The organism is Streptomyces sp. NPDC049040 (assembly GCF_043197715.1).
GTDB lineage: Bacteria > Actinomycetota > Actinomycetes > Streptomycetales > Streptomycetaceae > Actinacidiphila.
Genome location: NZ_JBICTO010000008.1, coordinates 78106 through 95218 on the forward strand (window position 1 = coordinate 78106; position 17113 = coordinate 95218).

Here is a 17113-nt window from a genome sequence, read left to right on the forward strand (position 1 = left end):
CGGCAGCGACCCCCGTGCACCGCCGAGCGGGCAGCTCGTTCAGTGATGGAATCCTGACACCCACCGATAATCAACTGATAAACGCCACCAGTTGGGCAATGCCGGGTACCGGTTCGGTCGCGGAGGCCCCGGGCGGCGCCGCTCAGACCGCGGCCGAAGACTCCGACTCGTCGCCGAGCAGCCGGCGCACCTGCGCCGCGTCGGGCGACCCCAGCGACGAGTAGGCGGCCAGGGCGTCGTGCCAGCAGGCGTGCGCGCGCACCTCCTGGCCCATCGCCGCGAGGGCCCGGCCGAGCACCGTGAGCGCGTTCGCGGTGCGCCACTCCCCGCCGATCTCGCGCATGATGACCAGCGCCTGCTCGACATGCGAGGCGGACTGCCGGTATCGGCCTGCGGCCAGGTGCAGCTGGGCCAGCCGGTAGAGGGCCAGGCCCTCCCACAGGTGCTGCCGGGCGGCGCGGAAGACCTCGAGCGCCTCGGTGAGGCAGTCCAGCGCCTCGTAGTAGGAGCCGGTGGCGGTGAGGGTGACGCCCATCGAGTAGAGGCCGTTGCCGAGCCGGAAGCCGGCGCCGAGCTCGCGGTAGATCGCCACGGTGCGCTCGGTGGCGGCGATCGCCGAGGCGCTGTCCCCCAGCTCCAGTTGCGCGCGGGCCAGGTTGCTCAGAGCCGCGGCCTCGCCGTGCTTGTTGCCGTCGGTCCTGAAGGCGTCGAGGGCGCTGGCGTGGTATTCGGCGCTCTCGGCGAAGCGGTGGCCCTGGTGGGCCAGGGTGCCGCGCAGGTTCGGCGCGTAGCTGCAGGTCATCGGATCCTCGGCGGCGAGCCCGAGGAGCAGCGCCCGCTTGGTCTCCGCCTCCGCCGCCTCGAACCTGCCGGAGACCCGCAGCAGCTGGCCGAGCCAGACCCGGCCGCGGCCCTCGACCAGGGTGTCGCCGCAGGCCTGCGCGGTGGCGACCAGCGCGTTGGCGGCCTGCTCGTACTGCCGGGCGTAGACGCCTGACTCCATCAGGTCCTGGGCCACGAGCAGGACGTCGACGGCCCGCCGCAGGAAGCTCTCGCAGGCGTCGTCCGCGGCCTGTTGCACCGCGGCGAGCAGTCCCTGGGCCTCGGAGTACAGCCAGTCGAGGGACTGCTGCCTGGTGCCGAAGGACAGGCCCGGGTGTGTCGTGGGCGCGAGGTGGCCCAGGATCCGGTCGCCGGGATTCTCCAGCTCGTAGGCGGAGACGGACGAGGCCAGGTAGAAGTCCAGCAGGCGGGACTGCGCCGCGCAGCGGGCCTCCTCGGGCTCGTCTGCCTCCGCGCGGTCGCGGGCGTAGAGCCGCAGCAGGTCGTGGAAGCGGTAGCGGGCGGGCGCCGCCGACTCGATGAGGCTGATGTCGACCAGTGCTTCGAGGAGTTCCTCGGTCCTGTAGCGGTCCAGGTCGAGCACGGCCGCCGCGGCGTCCAGCGAGATGTCGGGCCCTTCGGGCAGCGAGAGCAGCCGGAAGGCGCGCGCCTGTGCGGGCGACAGGTGGTCGTAGCCGAGCGCGAAGGTGGCCTTGACGGCGAGGTCGCCGGCCCGCAGTTCGTCCAGCCGCCGCCGGTGGTCGGCGAGCTTGTCGGCGAGCACGGACACGGTCCAGGTGCGGCGGGCGGCGAGGCGGGCGGCGGCGATACGGATCGCGAGCGGCAGGAAGCCGCAGGCGGCGACGACGTCGAGGGCGGCCTGGCGCTCGCTGCCGACCCGCTCCTCGCCGACGATGCGGGTGAACAGCAGCAGCGACTCCTCCGGGGACATCACGTCCAGGTCCACCAGGTGCGCGCCGGCGAGGTCCACCATCCGCACCCGGCTGGTGACCAGCGCGGCGCAGCCGGGGGTGCCGGGCAGCAACTGCCGGATCTGGGCGGCGTCGTAGGCGTTGTCGAGCAGGGCCAGGACCCGGCGGCCGTCGAGCGTGGAGCGGTAGAGGGCGGCGCGGTCGGGCAGCGAGTCGGGGATCGCCGCGTCCGGCAGGCCGAGCGCGCGCAGGAAGGAGGCGAGCACCGCCTCGGGTTCCGCCGGCCGCGGGCCGGTGCCCTGGAGGTCGACGTACAACTGCCCGTCAGGGAAGGCCTCGCGCGCCTCGTGCGCGACCCGGACGGCCAGCGTGGTCTTGCCGACGCCGCCGATGCCCGCGACGGCGGAGACCGCCATCACCCCGCTGCCGCGAGAGGCGGCCGCCAGCTGCTCGCCCAGCTCCCGCACGAAGGCGGCCCGGCCGGTGAAGTCGGGGACCGCGGCAGGCAGTTGCGCGGGCCGCGGCACCTCGGCCGCGCCCGGCGCGGCGGCGCCCTGCGGCGGGGCCAGCCCGGCGTCCGCCTCGAGGATGCGCTGGTGCAGGTCGCTCAGCTCGGCGGACGGGTCGATGCCCAGCTCGTCCGCGAGCAGCCGCCGGGTGTCGGCGTACACGCCGAGCGCCTCGGCCTGCCGCCCGCTGCGGTAGAGGGCGAGCATCAGCAGGGCGCGCAGCCGCTCGCGCAGCGGGTGCTCCGCGGTGATCGCGGTGAGTTCGGAGACGGCCTCGGCGTGGGCGCCGATCTCCAGGTCGAGTTCGAGCCTGGTCTCGATCAGGCCGAGGTGCCATTCGGCGAGCCGGACCCGCTGGGTCTCGGCGTAGGGGCCCGGCAGTCCGGCGAGCGGCTCGCCGTTCCACATGTCCAGGGCGCTGAGCAGCAGTTCGCGGGCCTGCGCCGGGTCGCTCTGCCGCACCTTCTCGGCCTCCGCGGCCAGCTGCTCGACCAGGGTGGCGTCCAGGGCCTCGGCGGGCACGTGGATCGCGTAACCGCCGGAGTCGGTGACCAGGGTCTGCGAGCCGAGTGCCTTGCGCAGCCGGAAGGCATAGGAACGCAGCGCGGCCAGCGCCGTGTTGGGCGCGTTCTCCCCCCACAGGGCGTCCTGTAGCTCCGACGCGGTGGCCGTCCGCCCGCCGCGCAGCAGCAGCACGGCCAGCAGCGCGCGCTGCTGCGGTGAGCCGGTGCCGATCGGCTGGTCGTCGTGCCAGGCGCGTACCGGCCCGAGGACCGCGAACCGCAGGCCGCGGCCCGGTTCCGTCCCGCTTCCCATCCGTGCCCCCTGAACCGTGCGCGGACCGAACCGGTCGGAAAAGGAGCCGGACCGCTCTCCGCGCGTATATCAATCATTCATCGCCGGGCGGAACAGTTGTCCGCATGGCACTCGTCGGTGGGGCCGCTGGTTCGGCCCCGTCCGTGTCAGTTTGCCGTGTCGGGACGTCCCGGGTCACCCCATGCGGGCCCCTAACCGGCCCAACGGCGGAAGTTGGGCTGAATTTGCCGTTCCGGCTGTGCGTGCGCGGAGGTTGTGGTGTGTGGGGATGGATCGGGCCGTGGGACGTTGTGCGACAGGACGGGTAGCTGATCGGCGATGTGTGCCAAGTGCGTGGATCGCGCGGATCGGTCGTACCGGACGGTGGTACGGGGTCCCGGCGCGCCGGACGGGTTCGGCTCCGGCGGCCAGGGGACAGGCGGGTACGGATCGGGCTCGTACGAGCCGGACGCATACCCGACCGGTGTCCCGGACGGGTCCGGCGCGCTCGACGGCGCCGCAGGGTCCGGCGTGTTCGACGGCGCCGCAGGGACCGGGGTGCGGGGAGGGCGGTCCGGCTGGTGGGGCCGGCCGCAGCGCGACGACTCCGTGCGCCCGCTGCACGTCCCGCAGCCGCCGAGCCCGGCGTACGCGCCGCAGTTCGCCGCGCCTGTGCAGACCGCTGCCGTGAGCGGCGGAAAGCACGGCAAGCCGCGCAGGGCCCGGCCCGGCGGCGGGGGCGGCGGCGCCCGGCCGGTCGCGGGGGACGGCGGCCGGCTGCCGGGGCCGCTGCTGCGCCGGCGCGCGGAGCGGCACCCGATGCTGGTCCCCGAGCTGCCCTTCGAGGGGCGGGCGGGTTCGGGGACCGGCACCGCGGGCTGCAGCTTCGCGGAACTCGACCGGCGCGCACGGGCGGTGGCCGCCCGGCTCGGCACGCTGCTCAGCCCCGGCAGCCGCGTGCTGCTCGTCTACCCGGAGGGCCCCGATCTCGCGGGCGCCTTCTTCGGCTGCCTCTACGCGGGGATGGCCGCGGTGCCGCTCGTGGTGTCCACGGCGGACGCGACCCGCGCGGTGCCGCGGGCCGTGCAGCGCTGCGCACCCGACCTGATCCTCACCGGCACCGACGGCTGGCAGGCGCTGGCCGTCGACCGCAACCGCACGCAGGTCGTCGAGGCGGACGGCGTACGCGTCGGGGGCGAGCCGGTCTGGCGGCTGGCCACCCAGTGGCGCCCGGTCGGCGTCCTGCGCGGCGCGGCCGCGTACCACTGCTACCACGACGACGGCCCGGCCGGCGGCCGCCTGGAAGCGGCCATGTGCCACGGCGACCTCGCCGACGCGATGACGGAACTCGCGCAGGCGATCCGCCTGGGCACCGACGAGGAGAACGTCGGCTGGATCGCCGCCGTGCACGGTCTCGAGGAGGCCGTGTGGCGCATCCTCCTCCCGGTACGGGTCACCGGCTGACGGCGCGCGCCCGCCCGCGTACCCGCACGCCTCCCCGGCCGCGTACCCGCACGCCTCCCCGCCCGCGTACCCGCACGCCTCCCCGGCCGCGTCCCTGCGCCGCCGGGTCCCGGGCCGCCCGCCCACCGCTCGCTGTCCGGGGCCGGAGGTCCGCCGCCCGCCGGAGGTCCGCCGCCCGCTGGGGATCCGCCGTCCACCGCAGGTCCGCCGCCCGAAATCCGCTGGCCCGCGCCACCCCGCGTCCGGTTGACTGCGGTCGGCTCAGCAGGCGGCAAGAGGAGAACGGCATGGCGGCGTCGATCCGCAACGCAGGTCCTGACGACGCGGAAGCGGTGGCGCGGCTGCACGCCGACAGCTGGCGCCGCCACTACCGGGGGGCCTACTCCGACGCCTATCTCGACGGCGACGTCCTCAGCGACCGCAAGGCCGTCTGGTCGGCGCGCCTCGCCTCGCCCGCCGGGACCCGCACCCTGGTCGCCGAGGACGGCGCGGACGTGCTCGGCTTCGTCCATGTCGTCTTCGACGACGACGGCACATGGGGCAGCCTGGTGGACAACCTGCACGTGACCGCGGCCCGGCAGCGCACGGGTGTGGGCAGCGTGCTCCTCTGCCGCGCGGCCGAGGCGGCCGTCGCCGAGGCGGCGTCGCCCGCCCTCCACCTGTGGGTCCTGGAACAGAACGCGCAGGCCCGCGCCTTCTACACCGCCCTGGGTGCCGCCCATGTGGAGACGGCCCTCGTCGAGGCCCCCGGCGGCGACCCCGGCCGGCTCGACGGCACCCCGGCGAAGCTCCGGATGGCCTGGCCCGACGCCGCCCGCCTGCGCACCGCCTGACGCCCGGACCGCCGTCCGGGTCCCCCGGGGGACCCGGACGCACCGCGGCGGCGGCGGGTCCGCGCCCGCCGCGCCGCGGTGTCCGGCCGGCGCTACTTGCGGCCCAGCCAGATCGGGTTGGTGATCGCCGCGGCCGGCCCGGGGATTCCGGCCGGGCTGCCCGCGGGCGCCGGGTGGCGGACCTCGGCGCGCACGTAGGCGGCGAGCGAGGCGGTGGTCTGCCAGCTGATCGCGCCGGAAGCGGGCAGCGGCGCCGCGAAGACCTGGCCCTCGTCGGAGACCAGGCGCAGCAGCGAGTCCGCCGGGACACCCGAGACGGTCAGGCTCACCGTGACGTCCGCGTCCGGTGCGACCGGCAGCCGGTCGCCGATGCCCGCGTGCTCGCCGTGCGGCCCCGACGCGGTGAAGGCGAGCTGCACTCCCGCGTTCTCGGCGATCCAGGAGTGCCCGGCCCTGATCCCCGCCTGCAGCGCGTGCCGGTTGAGGCCGTCCGCCAGGACGACGGTCTGCGGCAGGCCCACGACGTCGGGGTCGCGGTGGGCGTCGGAATTGCCCATCGCCGGGACCCAGTGCCCGTCGCCCCGGCGCACCGCACCGGTCAGCAGGTTGTCCCAGGTGAGCAGGGACAGCTCGTCGTCGGTGGTCCAGGGGCCGTTCCAGACCTCGATGGCGTCGACGTTGTCGTAGCCGAACTTCCACTGGCTGGCCAGGCTCGTGCCGTACGGGTGGGCTGGCACCACGATGCCGCCCGCGCGGCGGATCTGCCGCGCGAAGGAGTCGAAGGCGTCGTCGCGCGCCCGGTAGCGCCAGTCGACGAACTCCCCGCCGTCCAGGCCGATCGCCAGGAAGTGGCCGTTGCGCGTGGTCACCTCCTCGCCGGTGAGGATCAGCAGGTCGTCGCCCGCCAGCGGGCCGAGGAAGGGGTGCGCGGAACTGGTGTTGTGGTCGCTGGAGTTGATGAAGTCCAGCTTCGCCGCCCGGGCCAGTGCGGCCAGCTGCTCCAGGGTGCGCTTGCCGTCGGAGTGCACCGTGTGCAGATGGCAGTCGCCGCGGTACCAGCCGCGGCCCCGCCCGGCGACCTGCTCCGGCGGGTAGTCGGGCTTCGGGGTGCGGCCCCGGTCGCCGGGGGTGAGGGTGACCGTCACCGAGTAGTCGAGTCCCTGCGGCGCGACGGTGTACGGGCCGAGCACGACGTACCAGGTGCCCGCCTCGACCGGTCCGGCCAGATAGCCGGGCGTGGCCTCCTCCGCGCTGATCGCGAACTCGGTGCGCGCACCGCCCGACCAGCCGCGGAAGCCGCGCCCGCCGAGGTCGGTGCCGTGCTGGTCGAAGATGCCGATGTCGCACGCGTTGCCGAGGGTCCCGGCGGGGACCGCGGGCCGGTCGTAGGTGTACGACACGGCGATCTGCCGGATCCCGCGCGGCACCTCGACCGGCAGGTACACGAAGTCGGCGACGCCGGTCGGGAGATGGCTGGTGACGGTCCGCGTCAGGTCCTGGCCCGAGGAGGAGCCGGGGGCGCCGGCCGAGCCGGCGGAGTCGGAGGCTGCGGCGAAGTTCACGGGAGCCAGCGTAAGGACGCCGGTGGCGCTTGCCAGCGCCGAGAGTTTGAGTACGTCGCGTCGGTCCATGGCGGGTACGGTCGCGCCGCCGGGTGACGCCAGGGTGGCCACCTCCTGTGCGCCGGGGGGCCGTAGCCCGAACCCCCGCCCCCGGACGGGCCGTCCGCACCTCCTCGGCGGGCGGGGACCCGGGGGGCCTTCCCCGGCGGTATTCCCCGGGGCCGGGAGAGATTGGCGACAGGAGGCGCCGGGTGGCGCGGGAGCCGCAATGTCGCGGGGGCGACCTATGCTCAGGGGATGACCTTGCCGCCCCCCGCCGCCAACGCCATGCGCCGCGCGCTGCACCGCGCCGCGGAGGGTGTCGCCCTCGACACGGGAGAGGCCGCCGTCCTGCTCCAGGCCCGCGGCGGCGATCTGGAGCGGCTGGCCGCGACCGCCGCCCGGGTGCGGGACGCCGGGCTCGAAGCGGCGGGCCGGCCCGGCGTCATCACGTATTCGCGCAAGGTCTTCATACCGCTGACGCGGCTGTGCAGGGACACCTGCCACTACTGCACCTTCGTGACCGTGCCGGGCAGGCTGCGCCGCGCGGGCGAGGGGATGTACCTCTCGCCCGACGAAGTGCTGGACATCGCCAGGCGCGGCGCCGCGATGGGCTGCAAGGAAGCGCTGTTCACCCTCGGGGACCGCCCGGAGGACCGCTGGCCCGAGGCAAGGGAGTGGCTGGACGCGCACGGCTACGACGACACGCTCGCCTATGTGCGCGCGATGTCGATCCGCGTGCTGGAGGAGACCGGCCTGCTGCCGCACCTCAACCCCGGTGTGCTGTCCTGGACGGACCTGCAGCGGCTCAAGCCGGTCGCCCCGTCGATGGGCATGATGCTGGAGACGACGGCGACCCGGCTGTGGTCGGAGCGCGGCGGCCCGCACTTCGGCTCGCCCGACAAGGAGCCCGCGGTGAGGCTGCGGGTCCTCGAGGACGCGGGCCGCTCCAACGTGCCCTTCACCACCGGCATCCTGATCGGCATCGGGGAGACCTACGAGGAGCGCGCCGACTCGCTGTTCGCGATCCGCCGCACCGCCCGCCGCTACCACGGCGTCCAGGAAGTGATCATCCAGAACTTCCGGGCCAAGCCGGACACCGCGATGCGGGGAATGCCGGACGCAGAGCTGGAGGAGCTGGCCGCGGCCATCGCCGTGGCCCGGGTGGTGCTGGGCCCCGCGGCCCGTATCCAGGCCCCGCCCAACCTGGTCGACGGCGAATACGCGCGCTTCATCGAGGCCGGCATCGACGACTGGGGCGGCGTCTCGCCGCTCACCCCCGACCACGTCAACCCCGAGCGCCCGTGGCCGCAGATCGACGACCTGGCGGCGCGCACCGCGGAGGCCGGCTTCGCGCTGCGGGAAAGGCTCACCATCTACCCGGAGTTCGTGCTGCGCGGCGAGCCCTGGCTCGACCCGCGCCTGGTGCCGCACGTGAGGGCGCTGGCCGACCCGGTCACCGGCCTGGCGCGCGAGGACGCCGAGGTCGAGGGCCGGCCCTGGCAGGAGCCGGACGAGGCCTTCCCCGCGGCCGGCGGCCGCACCGACCTGCACCGCACCATCGACACCGAGGGCCGCACCGCCGACCGCAGGGACGACTTCGACGACGTCTACGGCGACTGGGCGGAGCTGCGCGAGCAGGCCGCACCCGGCATGGTGCCCGACCGGGTGGACGCCGACGTCCGCAAGGCCCTGTCCACCGCGGCGGACGACCCGACGAAGCTCACCGACGCCGAGGCGCTCGCGCTGCTGCACGCCGACGGCCCGGCGCTGGACGCGCTGTGCCGGATCGCGGACGACCTGCGCAGGGACGTCGTCGGCGACGAGGTCACCTACATCGTCACGCGGAACATCAACTTCACCAACGTCTGCTACACCGGCTGCCGTTTCTGCGCCTTCGCCCAGCGCCGCACCGACGCCGACGCCTACACCCTCTCCCTCGACCAGGTCGCCGACCGGGTCGAGCAGGCGTGGCAGGTCGGCGCGACCGAGGTGTGCATGCAGGGCGGCATCCACCCCGACCTGCCGGGAACCGCCTACTTCGACATCGCGCGGGCGGTGAAGGCCCGCGTCCCGGGCATGCACATGCACGCCTTCTCGCCGATGGAGGTCGTCAACGGCGCCACCCGCACCGGGATGTCGATCCGCGACTGGCTGACCGCCGCCAGGGAGGCGGGGCTCGACTCGATCCCCGGCACCGCGGCGGAGATCCTGGACGACGAGGTGCGCTGGGTCCTGACCAAGGGCAAGCTGCCCACCGCCACCTGGATCGAGGTGGTCAGCACCGCCCATGAGCTGGGCATCCGCTCGTCGTCGACCATGATGTACGGCCATGTGGACCAGCCCCACCACTGGCTCGGCCACCTGCGGCTGCTCGCCGAGATCCAGCAGCGCACCGGCGGCTTCACCGAGTTCGTGACGCTGCCCTTCATCCACACCAACGCGCCCGTCTACCTGGCCGGCATCGCCCGCCCCGGGCCGACCGCCCGCGACAACCGGGCGGTCACCGCGATGGCCCGGCTGCTGCTGCACCCGCACATCACCAACATCCAGACCAGCTGGGTGAAGCTGGGCGCGGACGGCGCGGCCGACATGCTCCGTTCGGGTGCCAACGATCTCGGCGGCACCTTGATGGAGGAGACCATCTCCCGTATGGCGGGCTCCGGTTACGGCTCCTACCGGTCGATCCGCGACCTGGTCGCCATCGCGGAGGCCGCCGGCAGACCCGCCAGGCAGCGCACCACGTTGTACGGTGAAGTGCCCGCCGAGCGCATCGCGGCCGGCCTCGCCTCCGACGGCCACCTGCCGGAACTGCTGCCCGTGCTGGGGGACTGAACGCCTAGCGGACGCTGAGGGAGGGCCGGGCGTGGCCGGTGAGCGGCTGTCGCTGCAGGAGGTGATGCGGCGCCGCCGCCGCGGCGGGTTCGTCGGCCGCCGCGAGGAATTGGCCCGCTTCCTGGCCAACCTCGACACCGACCCCGGCGACGAGGCACACCACTTCCTCTTCCACGTGCACGGCCCGGGCGGCGTGGGAAAGTCCACCCTGCTCGGCCAGTTCGACAGGGCCGCCAGGGAACGCGGCGCGCTCACCGGGCATGTGGACGAGCGGGCCACCACCGTTCCCGCCGCCATGGCCGCGATCGCCGCCCGGCTGGCGGAACAGGACCGCCCGCTCAAGGCCTTCGACCGGCTCTTCGCCGCCTACCGGCAGCGCCGCCACGAGGCCGAGGCACTGGGCGCGGCGGGCGGCGCGCCGCCGTCCGCGGGCAGCACCGTCGCCGCGCAGGCCGGACTCGCGGGCCTCGGACTGCTGCCGGGCCTCGGCGCGGTCGCGGGCGCCGTCGACGCCGGGCAGGTCGCGCAGGGCGTCGACCGCCTGCGGGCGGTGCTCAGCGCCCGCTTCCGCGACGAGCAGGACGTGCGGCTGGTCCTCGACCCGGTCGCCGTGCTGAGCCCCGTCTTCACCGCCGACCTCGCCGCGGCCGCGGCCGGCGCCCGCTGGCTCGTCCTCTTCTTCGACACCTACGAGCGCACCGGCCCGGTGCTCGACGGCTGGCTGCGCGAGCTGTTCGTCGAGGGCAGCCACGGCGCGCTGCCCGCGAACGTGGTCGTCACCCTCGCCGGGCAGCGCCCACTGGACCGGGCCGGCTGGGGCGACCACCTCGACCTCGTCACCCCGCTGCCGCTCGGCCCCTTCACCGAAGCCGAGGCGCGGCAGCTGCTCTCCGCCAGGGGCGTCACCGACGAGGCCGTGATCGAGGTCGTACTGCGCCTCACCGACTGCCTTCCGCTGCTGGTCGGCACCCTGGCCGTGACCCGGCCCCGCGGCCCGGACGCGGTCGGCGACCCCGCGGACACCGCCGTGGAGCGCTTCCTGGCCTGGGAGCGCGACCCCGCGGGCCGTGCCGCCGCCCTCGCCGCGGCGCTCCCGCTGCACCTCGACGAGGACATCTACCGCGTCGCGGTCGCCGACGACGCCCCGGACGCCGCCGACCGCTACGACTGGCTGCGGGGGCTGCCGTTCGTGGACGACCGCAGCGGGCACGTCCGCTACCACGACATCGTCCGCGGCCAGATGCTCAGACTGCGCCGCACCCGCTCCCCGCAGCGCTGGCGCGACCAGCACGAACGCCTCGCGGCCGCATTCCACGGCTGGGCGGAGCGCGCCGGGCGCGGCAGAGGCGCGGGCGAGCTGTGGGCCGACGAGGCCTGGCGCGGGCAACGGCTGCACGAGTGCTACCACCTGCTGTGCGCCGACCCCCGCGCCGCGCTCCCCGACACCCTGCTGCACCTGGCCAGGGCCTGCACCGCGGGCGCGGACGCGGCACGCCGCTGGATCCGCATGCTCGCCGACGCGGCGGAGGACGGCGGCGCGCCGGAACCGGGCGAGTGGGCGCGGGCGCTGGGCGCGGTGTACGGCGACGCCGACGCCTACGGCCACGCCCGGGCCACCGGCGAACGCGCCGACGCCCCGCCCGCTGCCGGCGCGTTCGCGGGGGAGGCCCGGCTGGCCGTCACGGCGCTCGGGGTCATCCTGGAGCGTGGACGGCTCGACCGGCCGCGGCGGGCCGTCGCCCACGCCATCAGGGCCTGGACCCACCGCCAGGCAGGCGACCCGCGGGCCGCGCTCGCCGACTACGACCGGGCGGAGCACCTGGGCCTCGGCACCTTCCGGCTCTACGCGGAACGCGGCACCATGCACTGGACCTTGGGCCGCCCGGAGGAAGCCGTCGCCGACTACACGCGCGCGCTCGCCGCCGACCCCGCGGACCCGCAGGCACCCGCCGTACGCGCCACCCGCGGCGGTGCGCTGCTCCAGGCGGGCCGTCCTGGCGAGGCCATGGCCGACCTGGACGCCGTGGTCGCCGCGGACCCGGGCCACACCGCCGCGCTCGCCCTGCGGGCCATGGCGCTGCTCCGCCTCGACCGCCCGTCCGAGGCGCTCGCCGACGTCGAGGAGTGCATGGCCGCGGCCCCGCCGGACGCGGACGACCTCGCCCTGCGCGGCATCGTCCACCAGCGGCTCGGCCGCGACGCGGAAGCGGTGGCCGACTTCGACCGGTCCCTCGCCGACCGGCCGGACGCCGCGGCCTGGGTCTTCGCAGGACGCGGGCTCGCCCTCGAAGCGCTCGGGCGGTACGCCGAGGCCGCCGACTCCTTCACCCGGGCCGTCGACCTGGGCGCGGCGGACACCGGGACCCTCGTCCACTGTGCCCGGCTGCTGCGACTGGCCGGCCGCCACCGGCAGGCCCTCGCCGTGGCCGACCGCGCCGCTGCCTCGGCCGCTGTCCCGGCCGCGGAACCGGCCGCCGTCCCGGCCGCCGTCCCGGCCGCTGTCCCGGCCGCTGTCCCGGTCGCTGCCTCGGTCGCTGTCCCGGCCGCCGGGATCGCGCCGCTTCCCACCCGGCGCTGACCGCGGTCCGCCACCACTGGCTGACCAGCCACGACGACCGTCCGGGCGACAAGCCGCCGCAAGTGGGGACAGAGCAACAGCGGCTCGGCAACCGTGTGGTTGGGGAGGCGGGGATGGGGGATTGGTGAAGTCGGGCCGGATGGACACGCAAGAGGCGGAGGGGACATGAGACGACGTCGGGTCGGGGTGTGCACGGCAGCGGTGGTGGCCGCGGTGGCGGCGGTGACCGCGGGGGCCGGCGGGGCGCAGGCCGCCGCGGGCGCGGTGACGTACGGTCAGCAGGAGCGGCTGACACACGGCGTGGACCTCAGGGACATCAGCGTGGAGACCACGCACGGCGTGGTGCAGGGCCACGTCGTGACCGTGGACCTGCGCGACCCGCGGGTCCGCACCGACCTGCTGACGCCCGGCGCGGTCGGCGCCCGTTCGGCGGTGTCGCAGATGGCGGACGCCCGCCACGCGACCGCCGCGGTGAACGGGGACTTCTTCGACATCGACGAGACCCAGCACCCCGGCGTCACCCCGACCGGCGCCTCCGTCGGCCCGGAGATCGGCTCGGGCCGGGCGCTGAAGGCCGCGGTGCCGAACGCCCAGCGGTTCGGCCCCGCCATGCCGGTGGGCGAGACGACGCGGGACGTGCTCGGCGTCGGCGTCGACCGCAGGGCGCGGCTCGACACGCTGACCCTGCAGGGCCGGGTGCGTACGGCCACCGCCACCTACCCGCTGGGCGGCTACAACCAGTACGCGCTGCCGGTCGGCGGAATCGGCGCGTACACCGCGGACTGGGGCACGGTCTCGCGCGGGCGCGCGGTGTGCGGCAGCGACACCTCACGGGCGGCCGGCTGCAGCACCGACACCTATGAGGTCGCCGTACGCGCAGGCCGCGTGGTCGGCGTGTCCGACACCCCCGGTGCGGGCGCCGTCGACCGCGGCACGACCGTGCTGCTCGGCCGGGAAGCGGGCGCGGACACCCTGCGCACGCTGCGGCCTGGCGACCGGGTGCGGGTCGACGAGCACTTGGCGCCATCGGCGACCCGCGTCCCGTACGCCTTCGCGGTCGGCGGTTTCCCCGTACTGCGGGCCGGCGCCCCCCTCGCGGGCCTCGACGACAAGACCGCGGCGACCAGGACGGCGGCAGGCTTCGGCGACCACGGCCGCACGCTGCGGCTGCTGGCCCTGGACGGCAGCGCCGAGACCAACGCCGGCCTGACCGTCGCCGAACTGGCCGCCGTGATGCTGGAGCTGGGTTGCGACGACGCCGTCAACCTGGACGGCGGCGGCTCCACCACCATGGTCGCCCGCGACCCGGGAGCGGCCGCGGTCACCGTGCGCAGCCACCCGGCGGCCGGTGTCGAGCGGCCGGTCGCCAACGGGATCGGGATCTTCGCCGCGGGCTGACGGCCCGCGGCCGGTCCGGGTGGCGTCCCACCCGCCGCCTGGGCGCACCTTCCGCGCCGGAGCGCGCTCCGGGGAGATATCGCGCCATCTCCCCGGAGCCGCACCTTCCGGGACAACCCTCATCTACCCCTCGCACCCCTTCCGCTCCTGGCCTTGTCGGCTATCGTGCAGGCGCAGACCGGGTTCGGATCGGGGGAAGATCGAAGGGGACCGCTTTGACCGCTGTCTGGGGACGCGCGCAGCAGCAGGACTTCCGCAGCCGCGTCCGTGGCTGCCTGCTCGGCGGGGCGATCGGCGACGCGCTCGGCGCGGGGATCGAGTTCGAGTCCCTCGAAGCGATCCAGGGCAACCACGGACCGGACGGGGTCACCGACTACGTCACCGCGTACGGGCGGCGCGGCGCCGTCACCGACGACACGCAGATGACGCTGTTCACCGTCGAGGGCCTGATACGCGCGCAGGTGCGCCGGGACACCGGCGCCTGGCACCCGCCCACCGACATCCACCGCGCCTACCGCCGCTGGGCGGCCACCCAGAGCGAGTGGGGACCGGACGAGCGCCGCAAGGACGCCGGCTGGCTCGCCCGCGAGGAATGGCTCTACGCCCGCAGGGCACCGGGCAACGCCTGCCTCAGCGGCCTGTCCGACGACCGCATGGGCACCGTCGAGGAGCCGAAGAACCCCGGCTCCAAGGGGTGCGGCACGGTGATGCGCTCGGCCCCCTTCGGCCTGCTGGTCGGGTGGGAGCCGCAACTGGTCTTCCAGCTCGCGGTGGAGTGCGCGGCGCAGACCCACGGCCACCCCACCGGGCAGCTGGCCGCCGGGGCGTTCGCCGTCATCGTCCACGGACTCGCCCGCGGCGAGGCGCTCGACGGCTCGGTGCAGCACGCGCTCGCCCTGCTGGGCGCCCGCCCCGGCCACCAGGAGACCACCGACGCCCTGCAGAGCGCGCTCGGCGCCGTACGGCAGGGCATGCCGTCGCCGCAGCGTGTCGAGGCGCTCGGCGAGGGCTGGACCGCGGAGGAGTCGCTGGCCATCGGGGTCTACTGCGCGCTGGTCGCCGAGGATGTGCGGCACGGGCTGCTGCTCGCCGTCAACCACTCGGGCGACAGCGACTCCACCGGGTCCATCTGCGGCAACCTGCTGGGCGTCCAGCACGGGGAGACGGCCCTGCCGCCGGCGTGGATCGCCGAGCTGGAGGGCCGGGCCACGATCCTCCAGCTCGCCGACGACTTCGCCATGGAGATGACGCAGGCGCCCGCCCTGCACGGCCCGTCGGGCGCCAGTCCCGCCTGGCTCGACCGCTATCCGGCCGCCTGAGCCAGGCGGGGCGGGGGGCTACTCCTTGGCGGCGGTCGGCCGCAGGGCCTCGTCGCCCGGTTCTGCCGGCTCGGGAAGGGCGACCGCCGCGGCGCCGCCCCCGTCGGAGTTGATCACCGCGAGCAGCGCGTCCCGCTCCGGCGTGTCCTCCGGCTTGATCCAGCCGACGACGATGTAGAGGACCAGCGAGACCGCGAGCGGCAGCGAGATCTGGTATTCGAGGTTCACGCCGCCCGACACCGCGTCGTTGATGGGGTAGTTGAGCAGGTAGAAGGCGAGCAGGCCGAGCGCCCAGCTGGTCAGGGCCGCGGTGGGTCCCGAGCGGCGGAAGCGGGGGAGCAGGCCCAGCATGAAGGGGATCGCGATCGGCCCCATGAGCCCGGCGACCCACTTGATCACGATCGTGATGATGTCCTTGAACGTCGGCGAGTTGACCTGGGTCGCGATGGCCATCGACAGGCCGAGGAAGGCCAGCGTGGTGATCCGGGCGGCGACCAGCCCGACCCGGGCGGTCCACTCGCGGGCCTGCTTCGAGAAGGCGGGCGCGATGTCACGGGTGACGACGGCCGAGATCGCGTTGGCGTCGGAGGAGCACATGGCCATCGTGTGGGAGAAGAAGCCGACCACGACCAGGCCCAGCAGCCCGTGCGGCAGCAGCTGTTCGGTGAGCAGCGCGTAGGAGTCGGACCCGTCGGGCTTCTTGGCGTGCACCAGCAGCGGGGAGATCCACATCGGGAAGAACAGCACGACCGGCCAGACGAACCACAGCGCGGAGGAGAGCATGGCGCCCCGGGAGGCCTCCTTGGCGGAGCCCGTGGCCATGTACCGCTGCGCCTGGTTCCACATGCCGCCGTTGTACTCGAAGGTCTTGATGAACAGGTAGGCGAGCAGGAAGACGGTGGTGTAGGGGCCCGCGGTGGGGTGGCCGTGGTGGCGCAGGGCCGGCTCGTCCCAGACGTTCCAGATGCCGCTGATGCCGCCGATCTTGTGCAGCGCGGCGACCAGCATCGCCAGGCCGGCCACCAGCTGGATCACGAACTGGCCCAGTTCGGTGAGCGCGTCGGCCCACAGCCCGCCGACGGTGCAGTAGACCGCGGTGATCGAACCGGTGATGACGATGCCCTGGGTGATGGTCACCCCGGTGAAGACCGACAGCAGGGTCGCGATGGCCGCCCACTTGGCACCGACGTCGACGATCTTGAGCAGCACGCCAGACCAGGCGAGCGCCTGCTGCGTCGTCAGGTTGTAGCGGTTCTTGAGGTATTCCAGCGGCGAGGAGACGTGCAGTCGGGACCGCACCCGGTTCAGCCGCGGCGCGAAGAGCTTGGCGCCGATGGCGACCCCGATGGCGATGGGCAGCGCCCAGGTGACGTACGAGGTGACGCCGTACTGGTAGGAGATGCCCGCGTATCCGGTGAACATCACCGCGCTGTAGCCCGACATGTGGTGCGAGATGCCGGACAGCCACCACGGCATCTTTCCGCCCGCGGTGAAGTAGTCGCTGACGGTGTCGACACGTTTGTGCGACCACACGCCGATCGCGACCATCACGCCGAAGTAGGCGATGAGCACGGTCCAGTCGAGACTGTTCATTGTCCCCTCCAGGGGGTCCGCCTTGTGAACGGGAACGCACTTCGCTGTGGCGCTCGTCCGGGCGGGTCGCCCCCGTGCGGGAGTGGGGACATCCGGGATTGAACCGCTGCTCAGGAGTGCGGGTCAAGAGCCCTTGCGTTCAAGAGTCTGAATCCAGGTCAGCAAGCCGAACGATTTTGCTTGCTCTTTACTCCCCTTGGCATTGTGATGACCCGGACCGCGAACCCACGATGATCGGGCACTTCGCTGGGCGTGGACATGACGTGACATCGGCTTGGGCATCGGCTTGGGCATCGGTTTGGACATCAGCGCGGACATGGACGCGGGAGCCCGCGCGAAAGCCTGCGCGGGTACGTGCGGAGGCACGGACGCGGGCACGGGCACGGACGCGGGCACGGACCCGGGCACGGACCCGGGCATGGCGCAGGCCGTGC

At 74.5% G+C, this 17113-nt stretch carries 9 protein-coding genes; 6 read left to right on the plus strand and 3 right to left on the minus strand.

From position 1 onward, the window contains the following. Window positions 1-142 precede the first annotated feature (142 nt). Entirely contained in the window at window positions 143-3079 is a 2937-nt protein-coding gene (locus ACGFMP_RS21565) for a BTAD domain-containing putative transcriptional regulator (RefSeq protein ID WP_393674388.1), read from the minus strand. A 333-nt stretch (window positions 3080-3412) separates the two neighbouring features. Here ACGFMP_RS21565 and ACGFMP_RS21570 point away from each other — a divergent pair, with 333 nt between their 5' ends. After that, window positions 3413-4522, plus strand: coding sequence for an AMP-binding protein (locus tag ACGFMP_RS21570; RefSeq protein WP_393674389.1), 1110 nt, complete (start codon window positions 3413-3415; stop codon window positions 4520-4522). Window positions 4523-4809: 287 nt separating this feature from the next. Next, entirely contained in the window at window positions 4810-5355 is a 546-nt protein-coding gene (locus ACGFMP_RS21575; RefSeq protein ID WP_393674390.1) for a GNAT family N-acetyltransferase, read from the plus strand. Window positions 5356-5447: 92 nt separating this feature from the next. Here ACGFMP_RS21575 and ACGFMP_RS21580 read toward each other — a convergent pair whose 3' ends face one another. Further along, window positions 5448-6986 (minus strand): CehA/McbA family metallohydrolase, encoded by a 1539-nt coding sequence (locus ACGFMP_RS21580; protein WP_393674391.1) that lies wholly within the window; start codon window positions 6984-6986, stop codon window positions 5448-5450. Window positions 6987-7214: 228 nt separating this feature from the next. On the opposite strand from ACGFMP_RS21580, the gene ACGFMP_RS21585 reads away from it, so the two are divergent. From ACGFMP_RS21585 to ACGFMP_RS21600, 4 genes are all read left to right on the plus strand, one after another. Continuing rightward, the gene (locus tag ACGFMP_RS21585; RefSeq protein WP_393674392.1) at window positions 7215-9791 is read left to right on the plus strand and encodes a bifunctional FO biosynthesis protein CofGH; all 2577 of its coding nucleotides are present in this window, start codon (window positions 7215-7217) and stop codon (window positions 9789-9791) included. Between the two features lie 31 nt (window positions 9792-9822). Next, the gene (locus ACGFMP_RS21590; protein ID WP_393674393.1) at window positions 9823-12369 is read left to right on the plus strand and encodes a tetratricopeptide repeat protein; all 2547 of its coding nucleotides are present in this window, start codon (window positions 9823-9825) and stop codon (window positions 12367-12369) included. A 165-nt stretch (window positions 12370-12534) separates the two neighbouring features. Beyond that, on the plus strand, window positions 12535-13767 hold the full coding sequence (locus tag ACGFMP_RS21595; protein WP_393674395.1) for a phosphodiester glycosidase family protein: 1233 nt from the start codon (window positions 12535-12537) through the stop codon (window positions 13765-13767). 215 nt (window positions 13768-13982) lie between these two features. Next, window positions 13983-15086: an ADP-ribosylglycohydrolase family protein gene (locus tag ACGFMP_RS21600; RefSeq protein WP_393674396.1), complete on the plus strand. Its 1104-nt coding sequence runs from the start codon at window positions 13983-13985 to the stop codon at window positions 15084-15086. 18 nt (window positions 15087-15104) lie between these two features. On the opposite strand, the gene ACGFMP_RS21605 is transcribed toward ACGFMP_RS21600, so the two are convergent. Beyond that, window positions 15105-16679, minus strand: coding sequence for a sodium:solute symporter family protein (locus tag ACGFMP_RS21605; protein WP_393674397.1), 1575 nt, complete (start codon window positions 16677-16679; stop codon window positions 15105-15107). Window positions 16680-17113 lie beyond the last annotated feature (434 nt).

What these genes read in the sequence shown, in the direction of transcription:
- ACGFMP_RS21565 (WP_393674388.1), bottom strand. Translation starts at nt 3,079, where the DNA reads ATGGGAAGCGGGACGGAACCGGGCCGCGGCCTGCGGTTCGCGGTCCTC.
- ACGFMP_RS21580 (WP_393674391.1), bottom strand. Translation starts at nt 6,986, where the DNA reads ATGGACCGACGCGACGTACTCAAACTCTCGGCGCTGGCAAGCGCCACC.
- ACGFMP_RS21605 (WP_393674397.1), bottom strand. Translation starts at nt 16,679, where the DNA reads ATGAACAGTCTCGACTGGACCGTGCTCATCGCCTACTTCGGCGTGATG.
- ACGFMP_RS21575 (WP_393674390.1), top strand. Translation starts at nt 4,810, where the DNA reads ATGGCGGCGTCGATCCGCAACGCAGGTCCTGACGACGCGGAAGCGGTG.
- ACGFMP_RS21585 (WP_393674392.1), top strand. Translation starts at nt 7,215, where the DNA reads ATGACCTTGCCGCCCCCCGCCGCCAACGCCATGCGCCGCGCGCTGCAC.
- ACGFMP_RS21595 (WP_393674395.1), top strand. Translation starts at nt 12,535, where the DNA reads ATGAGACGACGTCGGGTCGGGGTGTGCACGGCAGCGGTGGTGGCCGCG.